The sequence below is a fragment of the Chitinophaga sp. 01L420 genome (assembly GCF_056399985.1).
This window is the reverse complement of sequence record NZ_JBFTSK010000021.1, coordinates 24,570-44,522: the sequence shown is the minus strand read 5'-3', so window position 1 is coordinate 44,522 and position 19,953 is coordinate 24,570. Positions and strand designations below refer to the sequence as shown.

The following is a 19,953-nucleotide window of genomic DNA, read 5'->3' as shown; positions in this document are numbered from 1 at the left end:
GCTACTACAAATGCATTTGCTTGATTACTTCATCCGCAAATTCGCTGGTTTTTACCAGGGTGGCGTCATCCATCAGGTTGTAGAAGTCGATGGTAACGCGTTTGCGCATGATGGCGGTGCTGAGGCCATGAACAATGATTTCAGCCGCTTCTTTCCAGCCCATATATTCCAGCATCATTACGCCGCTCAGGATCACTGAGGATGGATTCATGGTGTTGGTGTTGGCAAAGCGTGGAGCGGTACCATGTGTAGCTTCAAATACAGCATAACCGGTAATGTAGTTGATGTTGGCGCCGGGAGCAATACCAATACCACCTACGGCAGCAGCGAGTGCATCAGAAATATAGTCACCGTTCAGGTTCAGCGTAGCTACTACAGAATAATCCTGTGGTGCCAGCAGGATCTGTTGGAGGAAGTTATCTGCGATCACATCTTTGATCAGCAGTTTTCCTTTTGCCAGTTCTACTTTCAGTTCTTTGTTAGCTTCTTCTTCACCCAGTTCTTTCTTGGTTTTTTCCCAATGTTCCCAGGTGTATACATAATCGCCAAATTCTCTCTCCGCCAGTGCATAGCCCCAGTTTTTGAAACCACCTTCGGTGAATTTCATGATGTTGCCTTTATGTACAATGGTAACAGAAGAACGTTTGTGTTCCAGTGCGTAGCTGATAGCAGCACGTACCAGTCTTTCCGTTCCTTCTATTGACACGGGTTTGATACCCAGGGAAGAAGTTTCCGGGAACCTGATCTTTTTAACGCCCATTTCATTTTGCAGGAAATCGAGCAGTTTTTTAGCTTCAGGTGTACCAGTCATGTATTCAATGCCGGCATAGATGTCTTCCGTGTTTTCGCGGAAAATCACCATGTCAACTTTCTCCGGATGTTTCACTGGAGAAGGTACTTTGTTGAACCAGCGCACGGGCCTTACACAGGCGTAGAGGTCCAGTTCCTGGCGCATAGCAACGTTCAGGGAGCGGATACCACCACCAACAGGAGTAGACAGGGGGCCTTTAATAGACACCAGGTATTCCTTCAGCGCATCCAGTGTAGCTTTTGGCAGCCATTCACCTGTCTGCTGGAAGGCTTTTTCACCTGCCAGTACTTCTTTCCATTCAATTTTCCGATCACCACCATAGGCTTTTTCAACAGCCGCGTCGAATACACGAACACTGGCTCTCCAGATGTCCGGACCTATTCCGTCGCCCTCTATGAATGGTATGATTGGTTGTGCAGGGACCTGTAACAGGCCATTGTTCATCGATATTTTTTCTGCCGGCATAAAACGGTTTCTTATGCGTTACGTAATTGTTGTAATCGGGTGCAAAGGTAACGCTTTTCCCTTTAAAGACGGGGTAGTTTCTTGTCTTATTGTACAAATTCTCCACCTGCATATAACTTTTTGCTTATGTTAGGATTAATGTTATTTTGCTGCACATTTTTCGGCAGCAACAAAATCTCAGATACCACCATGACTCCCATTACATATCTCGCCCTGGGTGATAGTTATACTGTCGGTGAACAGGTAACGGAACCCGAATGTTTCCCGGTGCAAACGGTCGCTCTCCTGCGCCAGCAAGGCTTTTCCGTAGCGGATCCCCGGATAATAGCCACTACCGGCTGGACCACTGATGAACTGGAAGCAGGTATTACCGCCGCACACATTACACAAACATATGATATAGTAACATTGCTTATAGGTGTCAACAACCAATACCGTGGCTGGTCTTTATCACAATACGAAACTGAATTTGCAGACCTGTTGAAAAAGGCAATTGCTTTTGCCGGCAACGAGCCTTCCCATGTGGTGGTATTGTCTATTCCTGATTGGGGTGTTACTCCTTTCGCGGCAGACCGTGACCGGCAGCAGATTGCTGTGGAAATAGATGCTTACAATGCTGCCAACAAAGCCATTGCGGCGCAAATGAAGGTACCATATCTCGATATCACTGCTTTTACCCGTGAAGCTTTACATGATAAAGACCTGGTAGCAGCAGATGGTTTGCATCCTTCCGGAAAAGATTACAACCGCTGGGCAGCTGCGCTGGCGCCGTTGTTACAGCGGGCTTTGCACTAAGTCAAAAAATAAGCTACATTCATACATAAGAAAACCTAAACCAATGGAAAGCCATATCGTCAAAATTCTTGCGGTTACCCCAGTAACGCATAATGTGCACCAATTTACAGTCGAAAAGCCCCAGGGATATACCTTTGTCCCGGGTCAGGCCACAGAAGTGTCTATCAACAAACCGGGATGGGAAGAAGAAAGACGGCCGTTTACCTTTACCAGTCTCACCGAATGGGAGCAACTGGAGTTTACCATTAAAATATATGATGAGCACAACAGCGTTACCCACGAACTGGGACAGCTGAAAGCCGGAGATGAACTGATTCTTCACGATGTATGGGGTACCATACATTATAAAGGAGAGGGCGTGTTTATTGCCGGTGGTGCCGGAGTAACCCCATTTATTGCCATCTTCCGTGATTTACAAAACAAAGGGCAGCTGGGCACTAACCAGTTGATCTGTTCCAATAAAACCCTGGGTGATATTATTTTGAAAGATGAATTTGAAGCGATGCTGGGCAAACGTTTCATTAATACACTGACAGCGCAGGAAGTTCCGGGTTATGACCATCATACCATTGATGAAAGCTATTTAAAAGAGAAGATTACCAATTTTGATCAGCATTTCTACATCTGCGGCCCTGACCCTATGGTACAGCAATTAAAAGCCATCCTGACCAAACTGGCAGGAAGTGAGGCACTGGTAACGGTGGAAATATAGGCTGGGAAACATTGCATGAGTTCGATACTTTTAACTAATTGTTAACCGGTTAAAAGACACCGGCTGTTTTTACCGGTAATTTCCTGCTTTTTACCGGTAAGTGTACYTGCTTAGCCTAAACGCTGTTTTGAAAGAGAACAACCCGTTCTACATTTGTATCATAAATAATAAGACAAATGAAAAACGAAGATATAGAGGAATCAAGAAAAAAGAGCAGAGCCGTTGGAGGCGCTATCCTGGTAATTATAGGCACCGGCCTGTTGTTACAGCGCTTAGATCTTGATCTTCCCAACTGGTTATTTTCCTGGCAAATGATCCTCATTGCCATTGGTATCGTTTTAGGTTTCCGGCATAAATTCCGGATGGGTGGATGGATGGTGATGGTAGCGATTGGCGGTATTTTCCTGGCCGGGGAAATCCAGGCCTGGCCTTATGATACGGCACGCTTTATCTGGCCGGTAGTGATGATTGGAGTAGGTGTTATCGTGATCTTTAAAAGAAATTACTCCACGAAGGAATGGGCAGAGCGGAAGAAACAGTTTGGCGCCAGTATTGCATCCGCCAGTGGCGACGATGTGATCGATGCAACAGCCATTTTCGGCAGTGTGGATAAAGTGATTATGTCTAAAAACTTCAAAGGAGGCGATGTGACTTCCATTTTCGGAGGTACGGTGCTTAATTTTATGAAGGCAGATATAGATGGTACTGCAAAGCTGGATGTTACAGCCATTATGGGAGGATGTGAAATCATCATACCGGCAAACTGGAAAGTGAAGATGGATGTGACGACCATTATGGGCGGTGTGGATGATAAGAGGTATCTGGATACGATCCCTTCCACTGGTCCGGAAAAGCTGCTGATACTGACAGGTACCTGTATTATGGGCGGCCTGGAAATAAAAAGTTACGCCTAAGGAAACCACCATATCTCACCCTTCTATCTCCAACTTTTAAATCTTTTTTTATGCATTGGTTTGTTGCGAAAGTAGTATATCAGATCATCTGCGGAGAAGGCAATCACACTCCGCAATTTGATGAACAATTAAGATTGATTAGCGCTCTTACTAAGAAAGATGCTTGTGATAAAGCCCGTGAAATTGGTATGCAGGAGCAGTACGCCTTTAAAAATCAACAACAGGAACTGGTACAGTGGAAATTCATCAACGTACCGGAAGTATATACCCTGGATCAGCTGACAGATGGTATGGAACTGTATTCCCGCATCGAAGAACCGGGAGATCCTAATTCCTACATCGCCTGGTTACAGATGAAATCAGCCCAGTTGCAGGGACAACAATATTTTGAACTCAACGTATAAAACCACTGTTTTGGTAAAGCAATTCATAAAAGGTAATTCCTGGTGGTCTTTTCTCTGCTCCTTTGCAATATGGATGCTGATTTACGGAGGATTGCTGTACTACTGGTTTGATATTCCGTTAGCACAGTCCATTATAGACAGTTGCGTACACGTCATCTTACTGGGAGCTGCCAGTATCATCATCAGCCATAACGTAGCCTATTATCGTCCGGCTGCAGGCACCATGAAGTTTGGTTATGTAGCGGTGGTAAGTTTTGCTTTAGCCGTATTGTGGGTGTGTTTGAGCCGTTGGTTATTGGTTACTGCTTTTCCTAAAGATCCGGTATACCTGGGATGGTTGAACAGTGCAATTCCCATTCACGCGCTCACAGGATGGATGCTGATTGCCGGAATCGGTCTTAGAAGCCAGATGTGGTACGATATCTCAGAGCAGCAGGAAACCATGCAACGCAAAGAGGCCACCGAAAAAATAGTGAGAGAGGCAGAACTCTTTAAACTACGGCAACAGTTGCAACCGCATTTCCTGTTTAACAGTCTCAATTCCATTAACGCATTGATCATGCTTCGCCCGAAAGAGGCCAGGGAAATGGTACTGAAGCTCTCCGACTTTTTACGCGGATCGCTGAAACGGGAAGATGATCAATGGATCACCTTATCGGAAGAACTGAAGTATTTGCAGCTCTACCTGGATATTGAGAAAGTACGTTTCGGACATCGTTTAACCACTACCGTTATACCCGATGAAGATGCAGAGAAAATGCTTATGCCGCCAATGTTGCTGCAGCCAGTAGTGGAAAATGCCATCAAATTCGGACTATACGATACTACCGGCGAAATTACGATTAGCATAAAATCCTGGATGCAGGACGGTATGTTACATATATCGATACAGAATCCATTCGACAACGAATTACAACAACCAAACAAAGGCACCGGATTTGGCCTGAATTCAATACAGCGGAGGCTTTACCTGTTGTTCGCACGGCAGGACCTCTTAGATACATCCGCTCACGAAAATATTTTTACCACAATTATCAAAGTACCACAAACCCATGATAAAAGCAGTAATAATTGATGATGAACCATTGGCCCGTGAGGTGGTGAAAGAATACCTGCTGAATTTTCCGCAGATATCAGTGATGCAGGAATGCAATGATGGATTCGAAGGATTAAAAGCCATASAGCAACATCAACCGGATATTGTTTTTCTGGATATACAAATGCCTAAGATCACCGGCTTTGAAATGCTGGAACTGGTAGAGAACATGCCAGCAGTTATTTTTACCACTGCTTTCGAAGAACATGCCATCAAGGCTTTCGAAGTACATGCAGTAGATTATTTGCTGAAACCTTTTTCTAACGAACGTTTTGATAAGGCCGTACAAAAGTGGCTGGACCAGCTGCAGGCGCCTGTTGTCAATACAGAAGCGCTGCTGGAAACCGCAGCAGCTAACCCGGTACAAAGCAATCGGGTGGTGATTAAGCTGAATGGTAAAATCAAGATCATTCCTGTGCAGGATATTCATTACCTGGAAGCAGCAGATGATTATGTGAAAATTGTAACACAGGAAGGTAGTTTTCTGAAAAACAAAACCATGTCATTCTTTGAGAAAATGCTCGATTCGCAACAGTTTACACGCGTGCATCGCTCTTATATACTCAATGTAAACCAGGTAACCCGCATCGATCCTTACGAGAAGGAAAATCACCTGGCTATTTTGCGCAGTGGCGCCAGGGTATTGGTAAGTAAAACAGGATATCCCAGGCTGAAAGCCGCATTGGGATTGTAATTTATATTTTGAAAGATGTATGCTTAGAAGATGTCAGAAGGGCTGCTTGTTTCACTGATTTTAGATAGGAAGAGGACGTTTTAGATGAACTATTGTTTATAGAAGTTTTAGAAGAAGATGAACGGGGATTTACGCAAATGTTTTTGTGTAAATCCCCGTTTATCTTTTGAAATTGGTCATTCACGTTAACCCCGCAAATAACCGCTCCAGCTTTTCTTTCTTTAATATTTTCTGCACCTGTATGCCGCTGGCAATCATCCTGCCGTTGGATACCGCTTCGTAGCTGCAGGTGATTTCGTGATGATGTATACTGGTGATAGTAGCGGTAAATATAACCTCACTGCCTATGAGTGCAGGAGACAGGTGGTCTACCGTAAGCCGGCTGCCTATTCCTTCTTCTGTATCGTCTTTCATTTCCAGTACAAACAAACGGCAGCACCATTCTGCATCTCTTGCCAGTGCAAAGGTGGCATAAACCGGATGTACGTTGCCGCTGTCGAAGCTGGCGCAATCTTCCGTCCGGACTACGCGGCTGAAATGTTTGGTATCACCGGGTTTAAAGAGATGCTGCATAAAGTGACTGCATTGAATTTAAAAAGATCCATTATTTACGGCTTGCTTCCTGGTACCACTGTACCACCAGTACCGGTACTTTCACCTGGTGTCTTACCTGGTTAGCTGTTTCGCCGTAAAGCCAGTCTTTAAAACCTTTGTGCCCGTGTCCACCCAATACGAGGAAATCGCAGTTTTCCTCTTTTACGATGCGTGCAATTTCCCTGGCACGTCTGCGAAAACCGAGTACACCTTTTGCTTCGATGTTGCGGCTTTTCAGCAGGGCCAGATAGGTGTCCAGCTGTTCCTGGTCGCGGCGTGTTTCGAGGTCATCGGAGTCATGGCCGAAGTATTTGGCGGAAGCACTTTCCACAATATGAATGAGTACGTACTGCGTGTGCTCGTTACCGTGAGCAATGGCATTGGTGACAATTTCCCTGTCTTTGGTAGTGAAGTCGAGCGCCATAGCAATGCGCCGGTAGACGGGCTTTTCCATGTCGCCAAGGGATACCTGGGTAGTGTGGATGCCAGCGGCAGCATCTTCGCGGTAACGGCTGCGCAGCGGGTAAATGATGGTGATGAAAAGCAGCACGATAAAACCGGCGCAACCTGCCAGTATGAGTCCATCTACCAGAATATTTCCTGTGCCGGTCATATAGCTGATGGCTTCTGTAAATACCATCCGCATATTAAGGTACACCAATAAAACGGTGACGGCCCAGCTGAAAATTTTGGTGGTAGTAGAGATGGCAAAGATGCCCATGGTTTTTTTATCGCTTACAAAATGAATCAGCGGAATAATGGCGAAGCCCAGTTGCAGACTGAGTAGCACCTGGCTAAACACCAGCAGCGCGCCTACTTCGTTGTCGCCTGCAATGATGATGGTTAGCAGCGCAGGGATGATGGCAAGCAGTCGGGTAATAAGTCTGCGTAACCATGGATTGATACGCAGGCGCAGGTAACCTTCCATTACTATTTGTCCGGCGAGGGTGCCGGTAACAGTAGAGCTCTGACCTGCAGCAATCAACGCTACTGCAAAGAGTATGGGGGCCAGTTTGCTGCCCAGCAACTGATCGAGTAATTTATGTGCATCCTGTATTTCAGCTACATCCGTGCGGCCACTTTTAAAGAATACGGCGGCGGCCAGTATGAGTATCGCTGCATTTACCAGGAATGCGAGGTTAAGGGCAATGGTGCTATCCAGGAAGTTCATGCGGATAGCCTGCTTAATGCCGGCATCATCTCTTTTTATTTTCCGGGTTTGTACCAGTGCGGAGTGCAGGTACAGGTTATGCGGCATAACGGTGGCGCCTATAATACCAATAGCAATATAGAGGGCGGTGTTATCGGGGAGGGACGGAATGAAGCCTTTGACTACTTCGCCCATTTGCGGTTTCACCAGGATGAGTTCTACCAGAAAGGAGGCGCCTACAATGGCTACCAGCGAGATGATAAACCCTTCCATTTTACGGATGCCATAACGCTGCAGGATGAGCAGGAGAAAGGTATCGAGTACGGTGAGACTAACCCCCCAGATGAGTGGCAGGCCGGTGAGTAACTGAATACCGATGGCCATACCAAGTACTTCTGCCAGGTCGGTGGCAGCGATGGCAATTTCTGCCAGTACGTATAAAATGAAATTGATAACGGGAGGATAGGTTTCACGGTTGGCCTGGGCGAGGTCACGGCCGCGTACAATGCCCAGGCGGGCGCTGAGACTTTGCAGCAGCAGGGCCATCAGGTTACTCATGAGGAGTACCCAAAGCAGTTTATAACCATACTGACTGCCGCCGGCCAGATCTGTGGCCCAGTTGCCGGGATCCATATAACCTACACTTACCAGGTAGGCAGGCCCAAAGAAGGCGAAGATTTTTTTCCACTTGGATTTTCCGCTGGTTTCTACACTCTGATGTACCTCACTTAACGATGTTGATGAATGTGTGTGCTCGATGCTCATAGTATTCTAATTACGAATTACGAATTACGAATTGCGGATTTGCAGGTAGATCTTTATGTTTATTATCCTCCCGTAATTTGTAATTCGTAATTTGTAATTCTTTTAAACGGGTCTTACCATAATATGTTTAGCTACCTGCTCACTGATGGTGATGGCCGGGTGCTGTTTCAGTTTTATTTCAATAGAGTTATCGTATTCGTAATGGGCCACAATTTCCAGTTGGGTACCCAGCTTAATGCCTTTGGCATTCAGGAAGGCCAGTAGCGCGGTAGATTGATCGCTAACGGCCGTTACTACCAGTCTTTTAGCATTGGCCTGATCCAGCGAGGTTTGTGGTCGTGGTTTGGCCAGTTTGCCGTTGGCATCCGGGATAGGGTCGCCATGTGGGTCTATTACCGGGTTGCCCAGGAAATCACTGAGGCGGTTGGTGAGTTTTTCACTGCGCACATGTTCCAGCTCTTCCGCCAGTTCGTGTACTTCTTCCCAGCTAAAGGATAGTTTATCTACGAGGAAACATTCCCACAGGCGGTGGCGTCTTACAATTTGTAATGCTGCTTTTCTGCCTTCGGGAGAAAGGGTGATACCCTGGTATTTCTCATATTCGATCAGCTTTTTCTCTTTCAGCTTTTTTGCCATGTCTGTTACCGATGCCGGTTTGGTATCCAGTTCATAGGCCAGTGCGTTTGTGCTCACCGCTTCATCGCCTTCCTGCAGTTTATAAATGGATTTGATATAGTTTTCCTCCGAAACCGATAAATTCATGTTATCTAAAATATTATTTAGACAAATCTAAATAATAATTCCGAACTTTTTCCTATCCGGTATGTTTTTTGATTTTTAGGGCTCACATATAAAAATTATATCTAACTTTTCGCCCAGAACTAACTTTTCTAATGAAGCGTTTCCTTTTATTATTACTGGCAATTGGTGTTTTAGCAGCCTGCAAATCGAAGAAGAAGCCAGGCAGTGGCGATGAACCAATGACATTTGAAGACTTCCAGGCATTATTTACGCCTGGCACCCTGCCTTATAWGCTCACAGCTGATACGCTGCAGCTGGAAATGGCGGACTCCCTGGCACTGGACACTGCAGCAATGCGGTTTTTAACAGATACGCTCACAAAAGGAGATTTCTCCAAAAGTGAAAAGGTGGACTACTTCCCCCTGCAACGTATCCCCGGTAATACCGTGAATTATATGGTGGTAAAGGCGGAAGGCAGGTCACAGTCGGTCGGCTATCTCTGCTTCCTGAACAAGAAAGGGAAATACCTGAACAGGATCCGTGTAGCCAATACCGGTAGCCCGGACGGCACGCTGATGTCATTGCAGCTGGACAGTAAAAATGTGATTAAAATCAGCAGTGAGAAAAGACTCTCCGGTACCCGTAGTGCCCTGAAAGAGGACTTCTATATGGTAAACGCAGATGGCACCGTAACGCTCATTATGACTAACTCTAACGGGCCAACGAATGCCGGGCAAATATTTAACCCTATTGATACCCTGCCACGCAAGAATAAATTTTCCGGTGATTATACCTCCGGGGACATGAATATCGTATCCATCCGGGATGGTGAGGATGGAAAGACTTTCCAGTTCTTTATTACTTTCACAAAGGATAATGGTAACTGTAAAGGAGAACTGAGCGGTAAAGGTCATTATTTAGCGGGAAACAGGGGAGAATACAAAGACAAAGAATCTTCCTGTGGGATTTCATTTCAGTTTTCATCCGGCCGTGTAAATATCCGTGAAATTGGTGGCTGTGGTGCGTATAGAGGCATTAAATGTTTCTTTGAAGGTGGCTTTGTGAAAAAGGTGGAGAAGAAGAAAAAGAAGTAAGGAGTGTGCTTATCAGCTTTGGCTGAAGCATATTTAAACGAATAAAATTTGTTGACAGGGCTGGCCGGTTAAAGGCCGGCCCTGTTTTATTTAACGCAGTTGATTAAAACAGGATGCATGTACTTTTTAATCCACTGTTTTTCATCTTCCCAAACAGTGGTCTTACCTGCACATTATTGATGCAAAATATATGTAAGTGCAAAAGCATGTGCTCTTTTTTATTTCAGGAAATTGAAATTTTATTTTTCCTGAAATGTTTTGTGGTAAAGGGTTTGGAGTCTGTTTGTTTATATGTGTTCAACTCATTTTTTGTTCTTTTTTCAAAAAATATTTGGTAGAATAAGAATAGTTTATACCTTTGCAATCCCATCGAACAAAAGGAACGATCGGTAAGAAACAAAAAGGGAGCTTAGCTCAGCTGGTTCAGAGCATCTGCCTTACAAGCAGAGGGTCACTGGTTCGAATCCAGTAGCTCCCACACTACACACAAATTGAAAAGGTCCTGCAGAAATGCGGGACCTTTTTAGCTTTTAGCCATTAGCTTTTAGCTTTTAGAAAAAATGCAGCGGAGCACATAGTATATATGTTTATCTCCGCTGCATTTTTTCTAAAAGCTAAAAGCTAATGGCTAAAAGCTAACTCGCTATTTCTTAAATATCCGCTTCACGGCTTTACCTAGTTTATTCAGATTCGCAATTTGTTCCTGTATAGGCGCCAGCGTGAGATCTTCCGGTTGGAGGCCCGCCTCCAGTGAATTAAATTCCCTTTGTTCAGGATATAGCAGGATCACGTTATTATCTTTAAAATGACGCTCCAGTTTAGCAGGAATGCTGTCCATGTAGGCATGATAGGAAAGCGTGCTTTTACGCGCCGTAACCACTACTACCAAGTCATCCCGGGTGATTTCCCTGGAAAGAATCAGGAAGTCTTCTATGGTATCAAACTGACGGAAGCTGAGATCTACGCTCATTTTGGACTTCTCGGCAAATGCTTCTGTAATCACCTGCGTTTTTGGACTACAGAACACCAGCAGCCTGGCCCCCGCCTGTTTGGCCAGCATAAACATTTTTTGCAGGTAATGCAGGAAGCCCAGCTCATACTCGGCATTGGGCGGCATCACCAGCACCATTTTCTTGGTGGTGTTCAGGGGAGAATGGAAGTTACATACATATACGGTTTCCCATACCCGCTGTAGTACGTTATCGAGCGTAGTTCCAAAGATGTTGCCCAGCCAGCGGTCGGTGGTGCTGGGTCTGTCTGTCCAGCCCAAAACCACATCACTGATCAGCAGTTCTTTCGTTGCCCGGGTAATACCATCAGATACGTTCAGATCTATACGGGTCACTACCTGTACAGGGCTTTCGGTGGCGGCAGCATGAATCACCGCCTTTTCCAGCATCTTATTGGTGAGTTGTATTTTTTCTTTCGCCTCCTCATTATCCTGTACCACAGCCAATGGATAAATAGGGGCGGAAGTACTGGTATCCTTGATCATCACGGCAAAGTCCAGGAGCGCTTCAATGCGGTCCGGGTTAGACACGGGTACCAATATACGCTCCGGTTGATCCGGGGTATCAGGCTTGCTCTCAGCTTCCTGGATTGCCAGCCGGCGGCCTGCATTTTCTGTTACAAAAGAACCCACCAGGCAGGTAATCAGGATAAGGATGACGGTACCGTTCAGTACATGTTCATCTACAATCCCCATATTGTAACCAATGAGTATCACTGCAATGGTGGCGGCAGCGTGCGCGCTGCTCAAACCAAATATGACATTACGTTGGGTAGGACTGTATTTAAAAGCAAGCTGGGTGAAAAATGCTGCCAGCCATTTGCTGCTGAGTGCCATGATGGTGAGTGCGCCTGCAATGATGAGGGCTTCAGGACCTTTGAGTAGTACCCGCAGATCTACCAGCATGCCCACACTGATCAGGAAAAAAGGAATGAACAGGGCATTGCCCACAAATTCAATACGGTTCATCAGCGGGGAGGTATGTGGTATGAGCTGGTTCAGTGCCAGCCCTGCCAGGAACGCCCCGATAATGCCTTCTACGCCAGCCAGTTCGGCCAGAAATGCCGATGCAAATACCAATGCCAGCACAAATATGAAATGCGAGGTTTTATCGTCCTTTATTTTCTTAAAAAACCACCTGCCAAGCATAGGCATCAGCCAGAGGATAATAACGGCAAAAATGGTCAGGGAAATGCCCAAGCGCACCCAGAAATAAGTATTCAGGTTGCCCGCCTGTGCTCCGGTGATGATGGCCAGTATCAGCAATACGGCTGTATCGGTGATAATAGTGCCGCCCACGGCTACGGTAACGGCTTCGTTTTTAGTGATGCCCAGTCTGCTGGCCAGTGGATAGGCCACCAGGGTATGCGTGGCAAACATGCTGGAAACCAGCAGGGTAGCCATAAAGTTAAAATGCAGCACATAGGTGCATACCACAAAACCCATGGTCAGCGGTATGAAAAAGGTGAAAGCTCCGAACACCATGCTGCGGTAGCGGTTTTTGCGAAACTCCGCCATATCCAGTTCCAGGCCCGCCAGGAACATAATATATAATAACCCTGCTTTGGCAAACAGGTCAATACTGCCTTTTTCAATGATTTTGAAACCATGATCTCCTATCAGCATACCTGCTATGATCAACCCTATAATGCTGGGTATCCGCAGCTTGCGCAGGAGAATAGGTGCCAGCAGTATAATAAACAATACCAGCGAAAAGATCGGTACAGGATCTTTCAGCGGTAAATTCGTATCCATCAGTAAAACCAGTCCTTTCATTATAACCATTTTTTATGCTCAGATGTATGCCAAAATCAGTAACTCCAGCTTTAAATATGGATAAATTAACGAATAATCCATGTAATTTTGTGTAAAGCTTTTTTTAAAGATGAGCGATCGTACAAGTACAAAAGGATTACCCGAAGAAGAGGTAGACGTGCTGGTGGCGGAAGATGAGCAATATCCGTTTAGCCTGGTAGTCTGGAATGATGAAGTAAATACATTTGATTGGGTCATATCTTCCCTGATGGAGGTTTGCGGGCATACGCATGAGCAGGCAGAGCAATGTGCCATGATTATCCATTTTAACGGAAAATATGCCGTAAAACAGGGTGAATACATCAAGCTACGTCCTTTATGTGAAGCTTTGCAGGAAAGAGGGCTGAGTGTTACGATTGAAGAAATGGCAGGTAGCTGATCCGCGATATGTCCGTTTTTCGCCTTAACAAACAACTGATATTTCCTCCTGTACAGCTCTCTGAGCCAGACGGATTGCTTGCTGTGGGCGGTGATTTATCGGTAGATAGATTGTTGCTGGCCTACCGCTCCGGTATCTTCCCCTGGTATGATGAACCACCCATTCTGTGGTGGAGCCCTGATCCCCGCTTCGTATTATTCCCTGATGAACTGAAAGTATCTGCCAGTATGAAGCAGGTGCTGCGCAAAAAAATATTCCGTATTTCCTTTAATGAAGATTTTGCCGGCGTAATCTCCCGTTGCAGCAGTATTCCGCGGGAAGGTCAAACCGGTACCTGGATCACCCCTGAAATGCAGAAGGCCTATATACGTTTACATAAGGCTGGACATGCGATGTCAGTGGAGTGCTGGCAGGATGATCAATTAGTAGGTGGCCTCTATGGTGTTAAAACGGGCCCCTTTTTCTTTGGAGAATCCATGTTTGCAGATGTCAGCAATGCCTCTAAAGCAGCTTTTATTACCTTTGTACAAACTTATGCAGCCGAATTAAAAATGATCGATTGCCAGGTCCATACCACTCATCTGGCCTCTTTGGGCGCAGGTTTTATTACCCGGGAAGAATTTCTGGAGATCATCGGTTTTTCGTAACTTACCTGGCTACTTATTGACTCCAATTTCCTGGCACTAAAATTTACCACGATGAAAAAACTATGGCTGTTGCTGTCCGTTGCAACGTTCTCCGGCTTTATAGCTCCGGGTCCTGCTGTGAAAACGGTAAAGGACGATAAAACGCTACTTCTTACCCAGCTACAAGAAACCAGGGACAATCTCCTGAAAGATGTTCAGGGACTTACAGATGCGCAGCTGGAATACAAAACTGCCCCTGATCGCTGGTCAGTAATTGAATGTGTAGAACACGTTACACTCATTGAAAAAGCGATCATGGAAGGGGAGCAGCACCTGGTGCAACAACCTGCCAATCCCGAAAGAAGAAAAGATATCAAAGCCTCCGATGAGCAGATCATCAAAGGAGTGGAAGACCGCAGCCATAAAGTAAAAGCACCGGAGTTTGGGGTGCCGAAACACGGCTACTCTTCCAATGCGGAAGCCATTAAAAACTTCACTGAATCCAGGAATAAACTCATTGAATACGTCACCAACACCAAAGATGACTTACGCAATCATGTAATGGATCATCCGGTGTTAGGCCCTATTGATGCGTATCAGCTATTATTACTGGATGCTGCACATACCAACAGGCATACACAACAGTTGGAAGAAGTAAAAGCAGATCCGGGATTCCCGAAATAGCGAACCAGCTTTTAGCCATTAGCTTTTAGCTTTTAGAAAAAATGCAGCGGAGATAAACATATATGCTATGTTCTCCGCTGCATTTTTTCTAAAAGCTAAAAGCTAATGGCTAAAAGCTAAAAGCTATCTCAGTTTCCAGTCTATGATTTGATTATGCCATTCCTGGCGGAAAGGCGTTGTTACTTTTACGTAATTATCCGTGTAACCTTCCATCATACCGTCTTTTCCCAGTGATTCGAACAATACTTTCCTTGTTTGACCAAGATGTTGTTCATTGAAGAATTGTTGTTTTTTATGACTGAGATTACGCAGCATTTTGTTGCGTTCATTACGTATGTGAACAGGCACTACTGGTTTTATTTCGAGGGCATGCGTATTAGCACGTTCAGAGTAGGTGAATACGTGGAGATAAGATACATCCAGTTCATTCAGGAAGTCGTAAGTTTCCCGGAAGTGTGCATCACTTTCGGAAGGGAATCCTACGATTACGTCTACGCCGATGGCGCAGTGTGGCATAAATTGTTTGATCAGTGCTACTTTTTCTGCGTATAGTTCACGACGGTAACGGCGGCGCATCAGGCCGAGTATATCATTGCTGCCGCTCTGCAACGGAATATGAAAATGAGGCATGAACTTACGGCTGTTTGCCACAAATTCGATGATTTCATTGGTCAGCAAATTAGGTTCAATAGAGGAGATGCGGTAGCGGGAAATGCCTTCTACCTGATCTAATGCCTGTGCCAGTTCAAAAAATGATTCTTCTCTTTTCTTGCCACCTTCAAATCCTTTTCCAAAATCGCCCAGGTTTACACCGGTGAGCACAATTTCTTTTACGCCGGTAGCTGCCAGTGTATGGGCATGTTCTACCACATTGGCAACACTATCACTGCGGCTTTTACCTCTGGCCATGGGAATGGTGCAGAAAGCACAGGTATAGTCACACCCATCCTGCACTTTCAGGAAAGTACGGGTCCGGTCGTTCAGGGAATAAGAGGCATGAAAACTATTGACGTCCTCAATGTCGCAGGAACAGATTTTAGTACTGTCTCCTTTGGTGAGTGTTTTGAGGTGTTCAGCGATATTGAATTTTTCTGCAGCACCTAATACCAGGTCCACGCCTTCTATGGAGGCAATTTCTTCCGGTTTCAGCTGTGCATAGCAACCGGTAATGACTACCATGCTGCCTGGTGCGCGGCGCTGTATGCGGCGTACCAGCATACGACATTCCTTATCAGCATTGTCTGTTACCGAACAGGTGTTGATAACATATACATCTGCTGTATTATCAAATTCCGTTTTTACAAACCCATCCTGCTCCAGTAACCTGCTCAAAGTGGAGGTTTCTGAAAAATTCAGCTTACAGCCGAGTGTATGAAATGCTACTGTTTTTACCTGTTCCATAAAGGGAGGCAAAGGTAGGAACTTTTTATGTCATAGTTAGGTAAGGAATTTTTGACTATTTTGCGCCGCGTTCTATTGTCATTATGAAGTCTATACAAAAATATCTCCCCGTTTTACTCTTATCACTATTACTGTTGGCCGGATGGCAGCAGAAATGGTGGAAGAACTCGGTTACGCCTCCTGCTCCCGGCAGCAAACCGGTAATTGCCAGGGGATCTGTTAATAATCCACCTATTGCCGGAGAAGCCATTAACCGTCATGCCCACCTGGAATATACAAAGCATGCCATTTGTCGGATGGGTTGCCGTCAGGTGACTAAGAAGGAAGTGGAGGAAATTCTCGCGTCGGGTGAAATAAACGCCGAGAAATCCAATCCCGGTGACCATCCATGCCCTACCTATGCATTGGAAGGATATTCCGGTGAAGGACAGCACCTGCGGGTTGTCTTTGCCCCCTGCGATACCGGAAACGCCAAAGTAATCACCTGCATAGATCTCGACAAAGACTGGAGCTGCAATTGCGATTGAGCTAAAAGCTTCCACTTTATGCTTTCCCTATTTTGTCGTAGTTTTCCGCTATAATTGAGAGGCGTTTATGAATTTTCTATTGAAACCGTTGCGTGTTATTTATGTGATATACGCCGCTGCCACCTTCCTTGGTATTATGTTTTTAATATTGCCGCCTATTTTCCTGGCCTCTTTACTGGGCAGGCAAAAGGGTGGAAACATTATATTTTATTTTCTGCGCTTCTGGGCGCATACCTGGTTTCCGTTGGTAGGCATGTGGGTAACCCGTAAATACGAATGTGAACGCGACAATGATCCCTGCATTTATGTGGTGAACCACCGCTCGTACCTGGATGCAGCCATTGCGGTAAAAGTGATGCGCCTGCCTTTCCGCCCTTTAGGTAAAGTGGAACTGTCTAAAATCCCTTTCTTCGGATTTATCTATAAAAATTCTGTAGTACCGGTAGATCGCTCTAATGCAGCTGCCCGGGCCAGAAGTGTACGTGAAATGATGACCGCATTGAAAGCTGGTATCTCTATACTCGTATTTCCGGAAGGAACAACGAATGAAAGCGATCAGCCCCTGCGTCCTTTCCATAACGGTGCTTTCCGTATGGCCATTGAATTACAGATGCCTATTAAACCGGTGCTGTACCTGGATGCAGGCCACCGCCTACCGCATAAAGGCCCCATGCATATCAGTCCGGGCAAATGCCGCGTAGTATTCCTGCCAGCCATCCCTGTAAAAGGAATGACCCTGGAAGATATCAATACCCTCAAACAACAGGTGTTTGATGTAATGGACACCGAATTACGCAAGTATCATAAATATCCAACCCTGCAGCCGATAGGATGAAATACGCAGATGTAATATTGCCGTTGGCTTTACCCAGAAACTATACATACGCTGTTCCTGAAAATATGGAATCCGCCCTCAAAGTCGGTAGCCGTGTAGCAGTACAGCTGGGTAAACAGAAGAAGTATGCAGGGATTGTAAAAACAATACATGAGCAGGCACCTCCCTATAAAACCAAGCCCCTGCTGGATATGCTGGATGCCGATCCGGTCGTATATCCTACACAGTTAGCTTTCTGGACCTGGGTAGCCTCTTATTATATGTGCACAGAAGGAGAGGTGCTGAATGCCGCACTTCCCGCTCACCTCAAGCTTTCCAGCGAAACACTCCTGCTTTTCAACGATGCCTGCGGCGATGATTTTACGGCGTTGGATGATGATGAATATCTCATTGCTGAAGCGCTGCACATCCGCAAAGAGCTGCGTATTGAAGAAGTACAGATGATCCTGGATAAATCAGAAGTATATTCTGTCATCAAAAAACTGATAGAGAAAAAGGTATTGCTGGTATATGAGGAGTTAAAAGAAGTATATAAAGAGAAGAAAGAAAACTATGTGCAACTGCACGCTGAGTACCAGGAAGAAGAACAACTGGCGGCGCTGTTCAATGATATGGGACGCGCACCCAAACAAATGGAACTGCTGCTGGCCTACCTTCATTTACTGAAAACACAAGGCAGTGTATTACAAAACGAATTACTGAAAAAGTCCGGTGCTACTACTGCACAACTGAAAGGACTGGTAGATAAAAATATTCTCTGGGTAGAAAAGCGCACCGTTGATCGTATTCTCACGGGTAAGGTAGATACACAGATCGATTTTGATCTCAGCCCTGCGCAGGAAACGGCTCTCGCCGAAGTACGTACCCATTTTAAAGATAAGCAGGTAACCCTGTTGCATGGCGTAACTTCCAGTGGTAAAACGCAGGTATATGTGAAGATGATGGAAGACTGTCTGGCCAACGGAAAACAGGTGCTGTACCTGTTGCCCGAGATAGGACTGACTGCACAAATTATACGCCGGCTGCAGAAACATTTTGGCAGCAGTATTGGTATCTATCATTCCCGTTTTAATAACAATGAGCGGGTAGAAATATGGAATAAGGTAAAAACAGGGGAGATACAAATTATACTGGGCGCACGTTCCAGCCTGTTGCTGCCGTTTAAAGATCTGGGCCTCATCATACTTGATGAAGAACATGATTCTTCCTACAAACAGCAGGACCCTGCTCCCCGCTATCATGCAAGAGATGCGGCCATCTATTACGCGGCCCTGTTCAAAGCCAAGGTGCTGCTGGGTTCCGCTACGCCTTCCCTGGAATCGTATTATAATGCACAACAGGGAAAATACGGACTGGTAGAACTGAATGAACGTTTCGGTGGAGTAGAGATGCCTGCTATTGAAATAGTAGATATCAAAAAGGAAATGGCCGAAAAGACCATGGACGGCAACTTCACGGAAGCGTTGAAGCATGCCATTGGGCAAAGCCTGGCAGATGGCAAACAGGTGATCCTGTTCCAGAACCGCCGTGGATATGCTCCTTTCCTGTTATGTACTACCTGTGGTACTATCCCACATTGTAAACAATGTGATGTATCGCTGACCTATCATCGCAACCAGGATAAGCTTACCTGTCACTATTGTGGTACCCGTTATCCATATGTGCATACCTGTGTAGCTTGCGGCTCACAAACGCTGGAGCCTAAAAGTTTTGGTACAGAAAAAATTGAAGACGATCTCCAACAGATTTTTCCGGAAGCCCGTATCGCCCGTATGGACGTGGATTCCGTCCGGAACAAGGATAGTCATAATAAACTGATTCAACTGCTGGAAGAACGCAGTATTGATATACTGGTAGGCACCCAGATGGTGGTGAAGGGACTTGATTTTGAAAACGTGAACCTGGTAGGTATCCTGAGCGCCGACAACTTACTGGGCTTTCCTGACTTCCGGGTAAATGAAAGGGCGTTTCAGCTGATGGAGCAGGTGAGTGGTCGTGCCGGTCGCAAACATGGCATGGGTAAGGTATTAATACAGGCCAGCAACACGCGGCATCCGGTGTTGCACTATGTAATGGCACATGATTATAAAGCCATGTATGCTGCTGAAATAGAAGAAAGACAAGTGTTTAGTTATCCACCGTTTTTCCGGTTACTGAAGTTAACCATCCGTCATAAAAATCAGCAGGTAGCGGAGCAGGCTGCATTGATTCTGGCCAGCTGGTTGCAGCCGCATATTGCTACGCAACTGGTAGGTCCCGCTGCCCCATTGGTGGCCAGGGTACGTAATAACTATCTGCAGGAGATGCTGATTAAATTGCCCCGTGAAGCCCGAATGATAGCGCATATCAAACAGGTACTGCAGGAGTTTATTATACAACTGAAAATGGAGAAAAAGTTTCGCTCTGTGGTGATTATACCGGATGTGGATGGTGTATAGGAGG

The 19,953-nt window shown here is 45.6% G+C and carries 19 protein-coding genes and 1 tRNA gene; 14 read left to right on the top strand and 6 right to left on the bottom strand.

Annotation, left to right across the window (positions count from 1 at the left end; genetic code table 11):
• Positions 1-4 precede the first annotated feature (4 nt).
• Positions 5-1,276 carry an NADP-dependent isocitrate dehydrogenase gene (gene icd, locus AC1DP6_RS20095; protein WP_477056431.1) on the bottom strand — a complete coding sequence of 424 codons (1,272 nt, stop codon included), beginning with the start codon at positions 1,274-1,276 and terminating at the stop codon, positions 5-7.
• Between the two features lie 189 nt (positions 1,277-1,465).
• Here icd and AC1DP6_RS20090 point away from each other — a divergent pair, with 189 nt between their 5' ends.
• The 6 genes from AC1DP6_RS20090 to AC1DP6_RS20065 all read left to right on the top strand — a co-directional run bounded on the left by AC1DP6_RS20090 (position 1,466) and on the right by AC1DP6_RS20065 (position 5,891).
• Positions 1,466-2,071 (top strand): SGNH/GDSL hydrolase family protein, encoded by a 606-nt coding sequence (locus tag AC1DP6_RS20090; RefSeq protein WP_477056430.1) that lies wholly within the window; start codon positions 1,466-1,468, stop codon positions 2,069-2,071.
• 43 nt (positions 2,072-2,114) lie between these two features.
• Complete coding sequence (locus AC1DP6_RS20085; RefSeq protein ID WP_477056429.1) at positions 2,115-2,783, top strand: flavodoxin reductase; 669 nt, start codon at positions 2,115-2,117, stop codon at positions 2,781-2,783.
• A 176-nt stretch (positions 2,784-2,959) separates the two neighbouring features.
• Complete coding sequence (locus AC1DP6_RS20080; protein ID WP_477056428.1) at positions 2,960-3,697, top strand: LiaF transmembrane domain-containing protein; 738 nt, start codon at positions 2,960-2,962, stop codon at positions 3,695-3,697.
• Positions 3,698-3,747: 50 nt separating this feature from the next.
• Positions 3,748-4,101 carry a DUF4288 domain-containing protein gene (locus tag AC1DP6_RS20075; protein ID WP_441577410.1) on the top strand — a complete coding sequence of 118 codons (354 nt, stop codon included), beginning with the start codon at positions 3,748-3,750 and terminating at the stop codon, positions 4,099-4,101.
• A gap of 10 nt (positions 4,102-4,111) precedes the next feature.
• Positions 4,112-5,176: a sensor histidine kinase gene (locus AC1DP6_RS20070; RefSeq protein WP_477056427.1), complete on the top strand. Its 1,065-nt coding sequence runs from the start codon at positions 4,112-4,114 to the stop codon at positions 5,174-5,176.
• A complete protein-coding gene (locus AC1DP6_RS20065; RefSeq protein WP_477056426.1) occupies positions 5,154-5,891 on the top strand; it encodes a LytR/AlgR family response regulator transcription factor in 738 nt (245 codons plus the stop codon). The genes AC1DP6_RS20070 and AC1DP6_RS20065 overlap by 23 nt, the downstream gene beginning before the upstream one ends.
• 180 nt (positions 5,892-6,071) lie before the next feature.
• Here AC1DP6_RS20065 and AC1DP6_RS20060 read toward each other — a convergent pair whose 3' ends face one another.
• The 3 genes from AC1DP6_RS20060 to AC1DP6_RS20050 form a co-directional block, all read right to left on the bottom strand.
• Positions 6,072-6,464: a thioesterase family protein gene (locus AC1DP6_RS20060; RefSeq protein WP_477056425.1), complete on the bottom strand. Its 393-nt coding sequence runs from the start codon at positions 6,462-6,464 to the stop codon at positions 6,072-6,074.
• A 31-nt stretch (positions 6,465-6,495) separates the two neighbouring features.
• Positions 6,496-8,400, bottom strand: coding sequence for an Nramp family divalent metal transporter (locus AC1DP6_RS20055; protein WP_477056424.1), 1,905 nt, complete (start codon positions 8,398-8,400; stop codon positions 6,496-6,498).
• A gap of 102 nt (positions 8,401-8,502) precedes the next feature.
• A complete protein-coding gene (locus tag AC1DP6_RS20050; RefSeq protein WP_477056423.1) occupies positions 8,503-9,162 on the bottom strand; it encodes a metal-dependent transcriptional regulator in 660 nt (219 codons plus the stop codon).
• Positions 9,163-9,293: 131 nt separating this feature from the next.
• Between AC1DP6_RS20050 and AC1DP6_RS20045 the strand changes: the two genes are divergently transcribed.
• Together AC1DP6_RS20045 and AC1DP6_RS20040 are read left to right on the top strand one after the other, a co-directional pair.
• On the top strand, positions 9,294-10,235 hold the full coding sequence (locus tag AC1DP6_RS20045) for a hypothetical protein (protein WP_477056422.1): 942 nt from the start codon (positions 9,294-9,296) through the stop codon (positions 10,233-10,235).
• A 403-nt stretch (positions 10,236-10,638) separates the two neighbouring features.
• Positions 10,639-10,713 (top strand) — tRNA-Val (locus AC1DP6_RS20040).
• Positions 10,714-10,878: 165 nt separating this feature from the next.
• Here the strand turns inward: AC1DP6_RS20040 and AC1DP6_RS20035 are convergent.
• On the bottom strand, positions 10,879-13,020 hold the full coding sequence (locus AC1DP6_RS20035) for a cation:proton antiporter domain-containing protein (RefSeq protein WP_477056421.1): 2,142 nt from the start codon (positions 13,018-13,020) through the stop codon (positions 10,879-10,881).
• 109 nt (positions 13,021-13,129) lie between these two features.
• Here AC1DP6_RS20035 and AC1DP6_RS20030 point away from each other — a divergent pair, with 109 nt between their 5' ends.
• From AC1DP6_RS20030 to AC1DP6_RS20020, 3 genes are read left to right on the top strand one after another with little or no spacing between them, the layout of a single operon-like run.
• Positions 13,130-13,438: an ATP-dependent Clp protease adaptor ClpS gene (locus AC1DP6_RS20030; protein ID WP_441577401.1), complete on the top strand. Its 309-nt coding sequence runs from the start codon at positions 13,130-13,132 to the stop codon at positions 13,436-13,438.
• An 8-nt stretch (positions 13,439-13,446) separates the two neighbouring features.
• A complete protein-coding gene (gene aat, locus AC1DP6_RS20025) occupies positions 13,447-14,085 on the top strand; it encodes a leucyl/phenylalanyl-tRNA--protein transferase (RefSeq protein ID WP_477056420.1) in 639 nt (212 codons plus the stop codon).
• Positions 14,086-14,136: 51 nt separating this feature from the next.
• Complete coding sequence (locus AC1DP6_RS20020) at positions 14,137-14,748, top strand: DinB family protein (RefSeq protein ID WP_477056419.1); 612 nt, start codon at positions 14,137-14,139, stop codon at positions 14,746-14,748.
• 123 nt (positions 14,749-14,871) lie between these two features.
• On the opposite strand, the gene mtaB is transcribed toward AC1DP6_RS20020, so the two are convergent.
• On the bottom strand, positions 14,872-16,161 hold the full coding sequence (gene mtaB, locus AC1DP6_RS20015) for a tRNA (N(6)-L-threonylcarbamoyladenosine(37)-C(2))-methylthiotransferase MtaB (RefSeq protein ID WP_477056418.1): 1,290 nt from the start codon (positions 16,159-16,161) through the stop codon (positions 14,872-14,874).
• 71 nt (positions 16,162-16,232) lie between these two features.
• Between mtaB and AC1DP6_RS20010 the strand changes: the two genes are divergently transcribed.
• From AC1DP6_RS20010 to priA, 3 genes are all read left to right on the top strand, one after another.
• Entirely contained in the window at positions 16,233-16,676 is a 444-nt protein-coding gene (locus AC1DP6_RS20010) for a DUF4258 domain-containing protein (RefSeq protein ID WP_477056417.1), read from the top strand.
• Positions 16,677-16,743: 67 nt separating this feature from the next.
• Positions 16,744-17,511, top strand: a complete 768-nt coding sequence (locus tag AC1DP6_RS20005) for a lysophospholipid acyltransferase family protein (protein WP_477056416.1) — start codon at positions 16,744-16,746, stop codon at positions 17,509-17,511.
• On the top strand, positions 17,508-19,949 hold the full coding sequence (priA, locus tag AC1DP6_RS20000; RefSeq protein ID WP_477056415.1) for a replication restart helicase PriA: 2,442 nt from the start codon (positions 17,508-17,510) through the stop codon (positions 19,947-19,949). The genes AC1DP6_RS20005 and priA overlap by 4 nt, the downstream gene beginning before the upstream one ends.
• Positions 19,950-19,953: the final 4 nt, after the last annotated feature.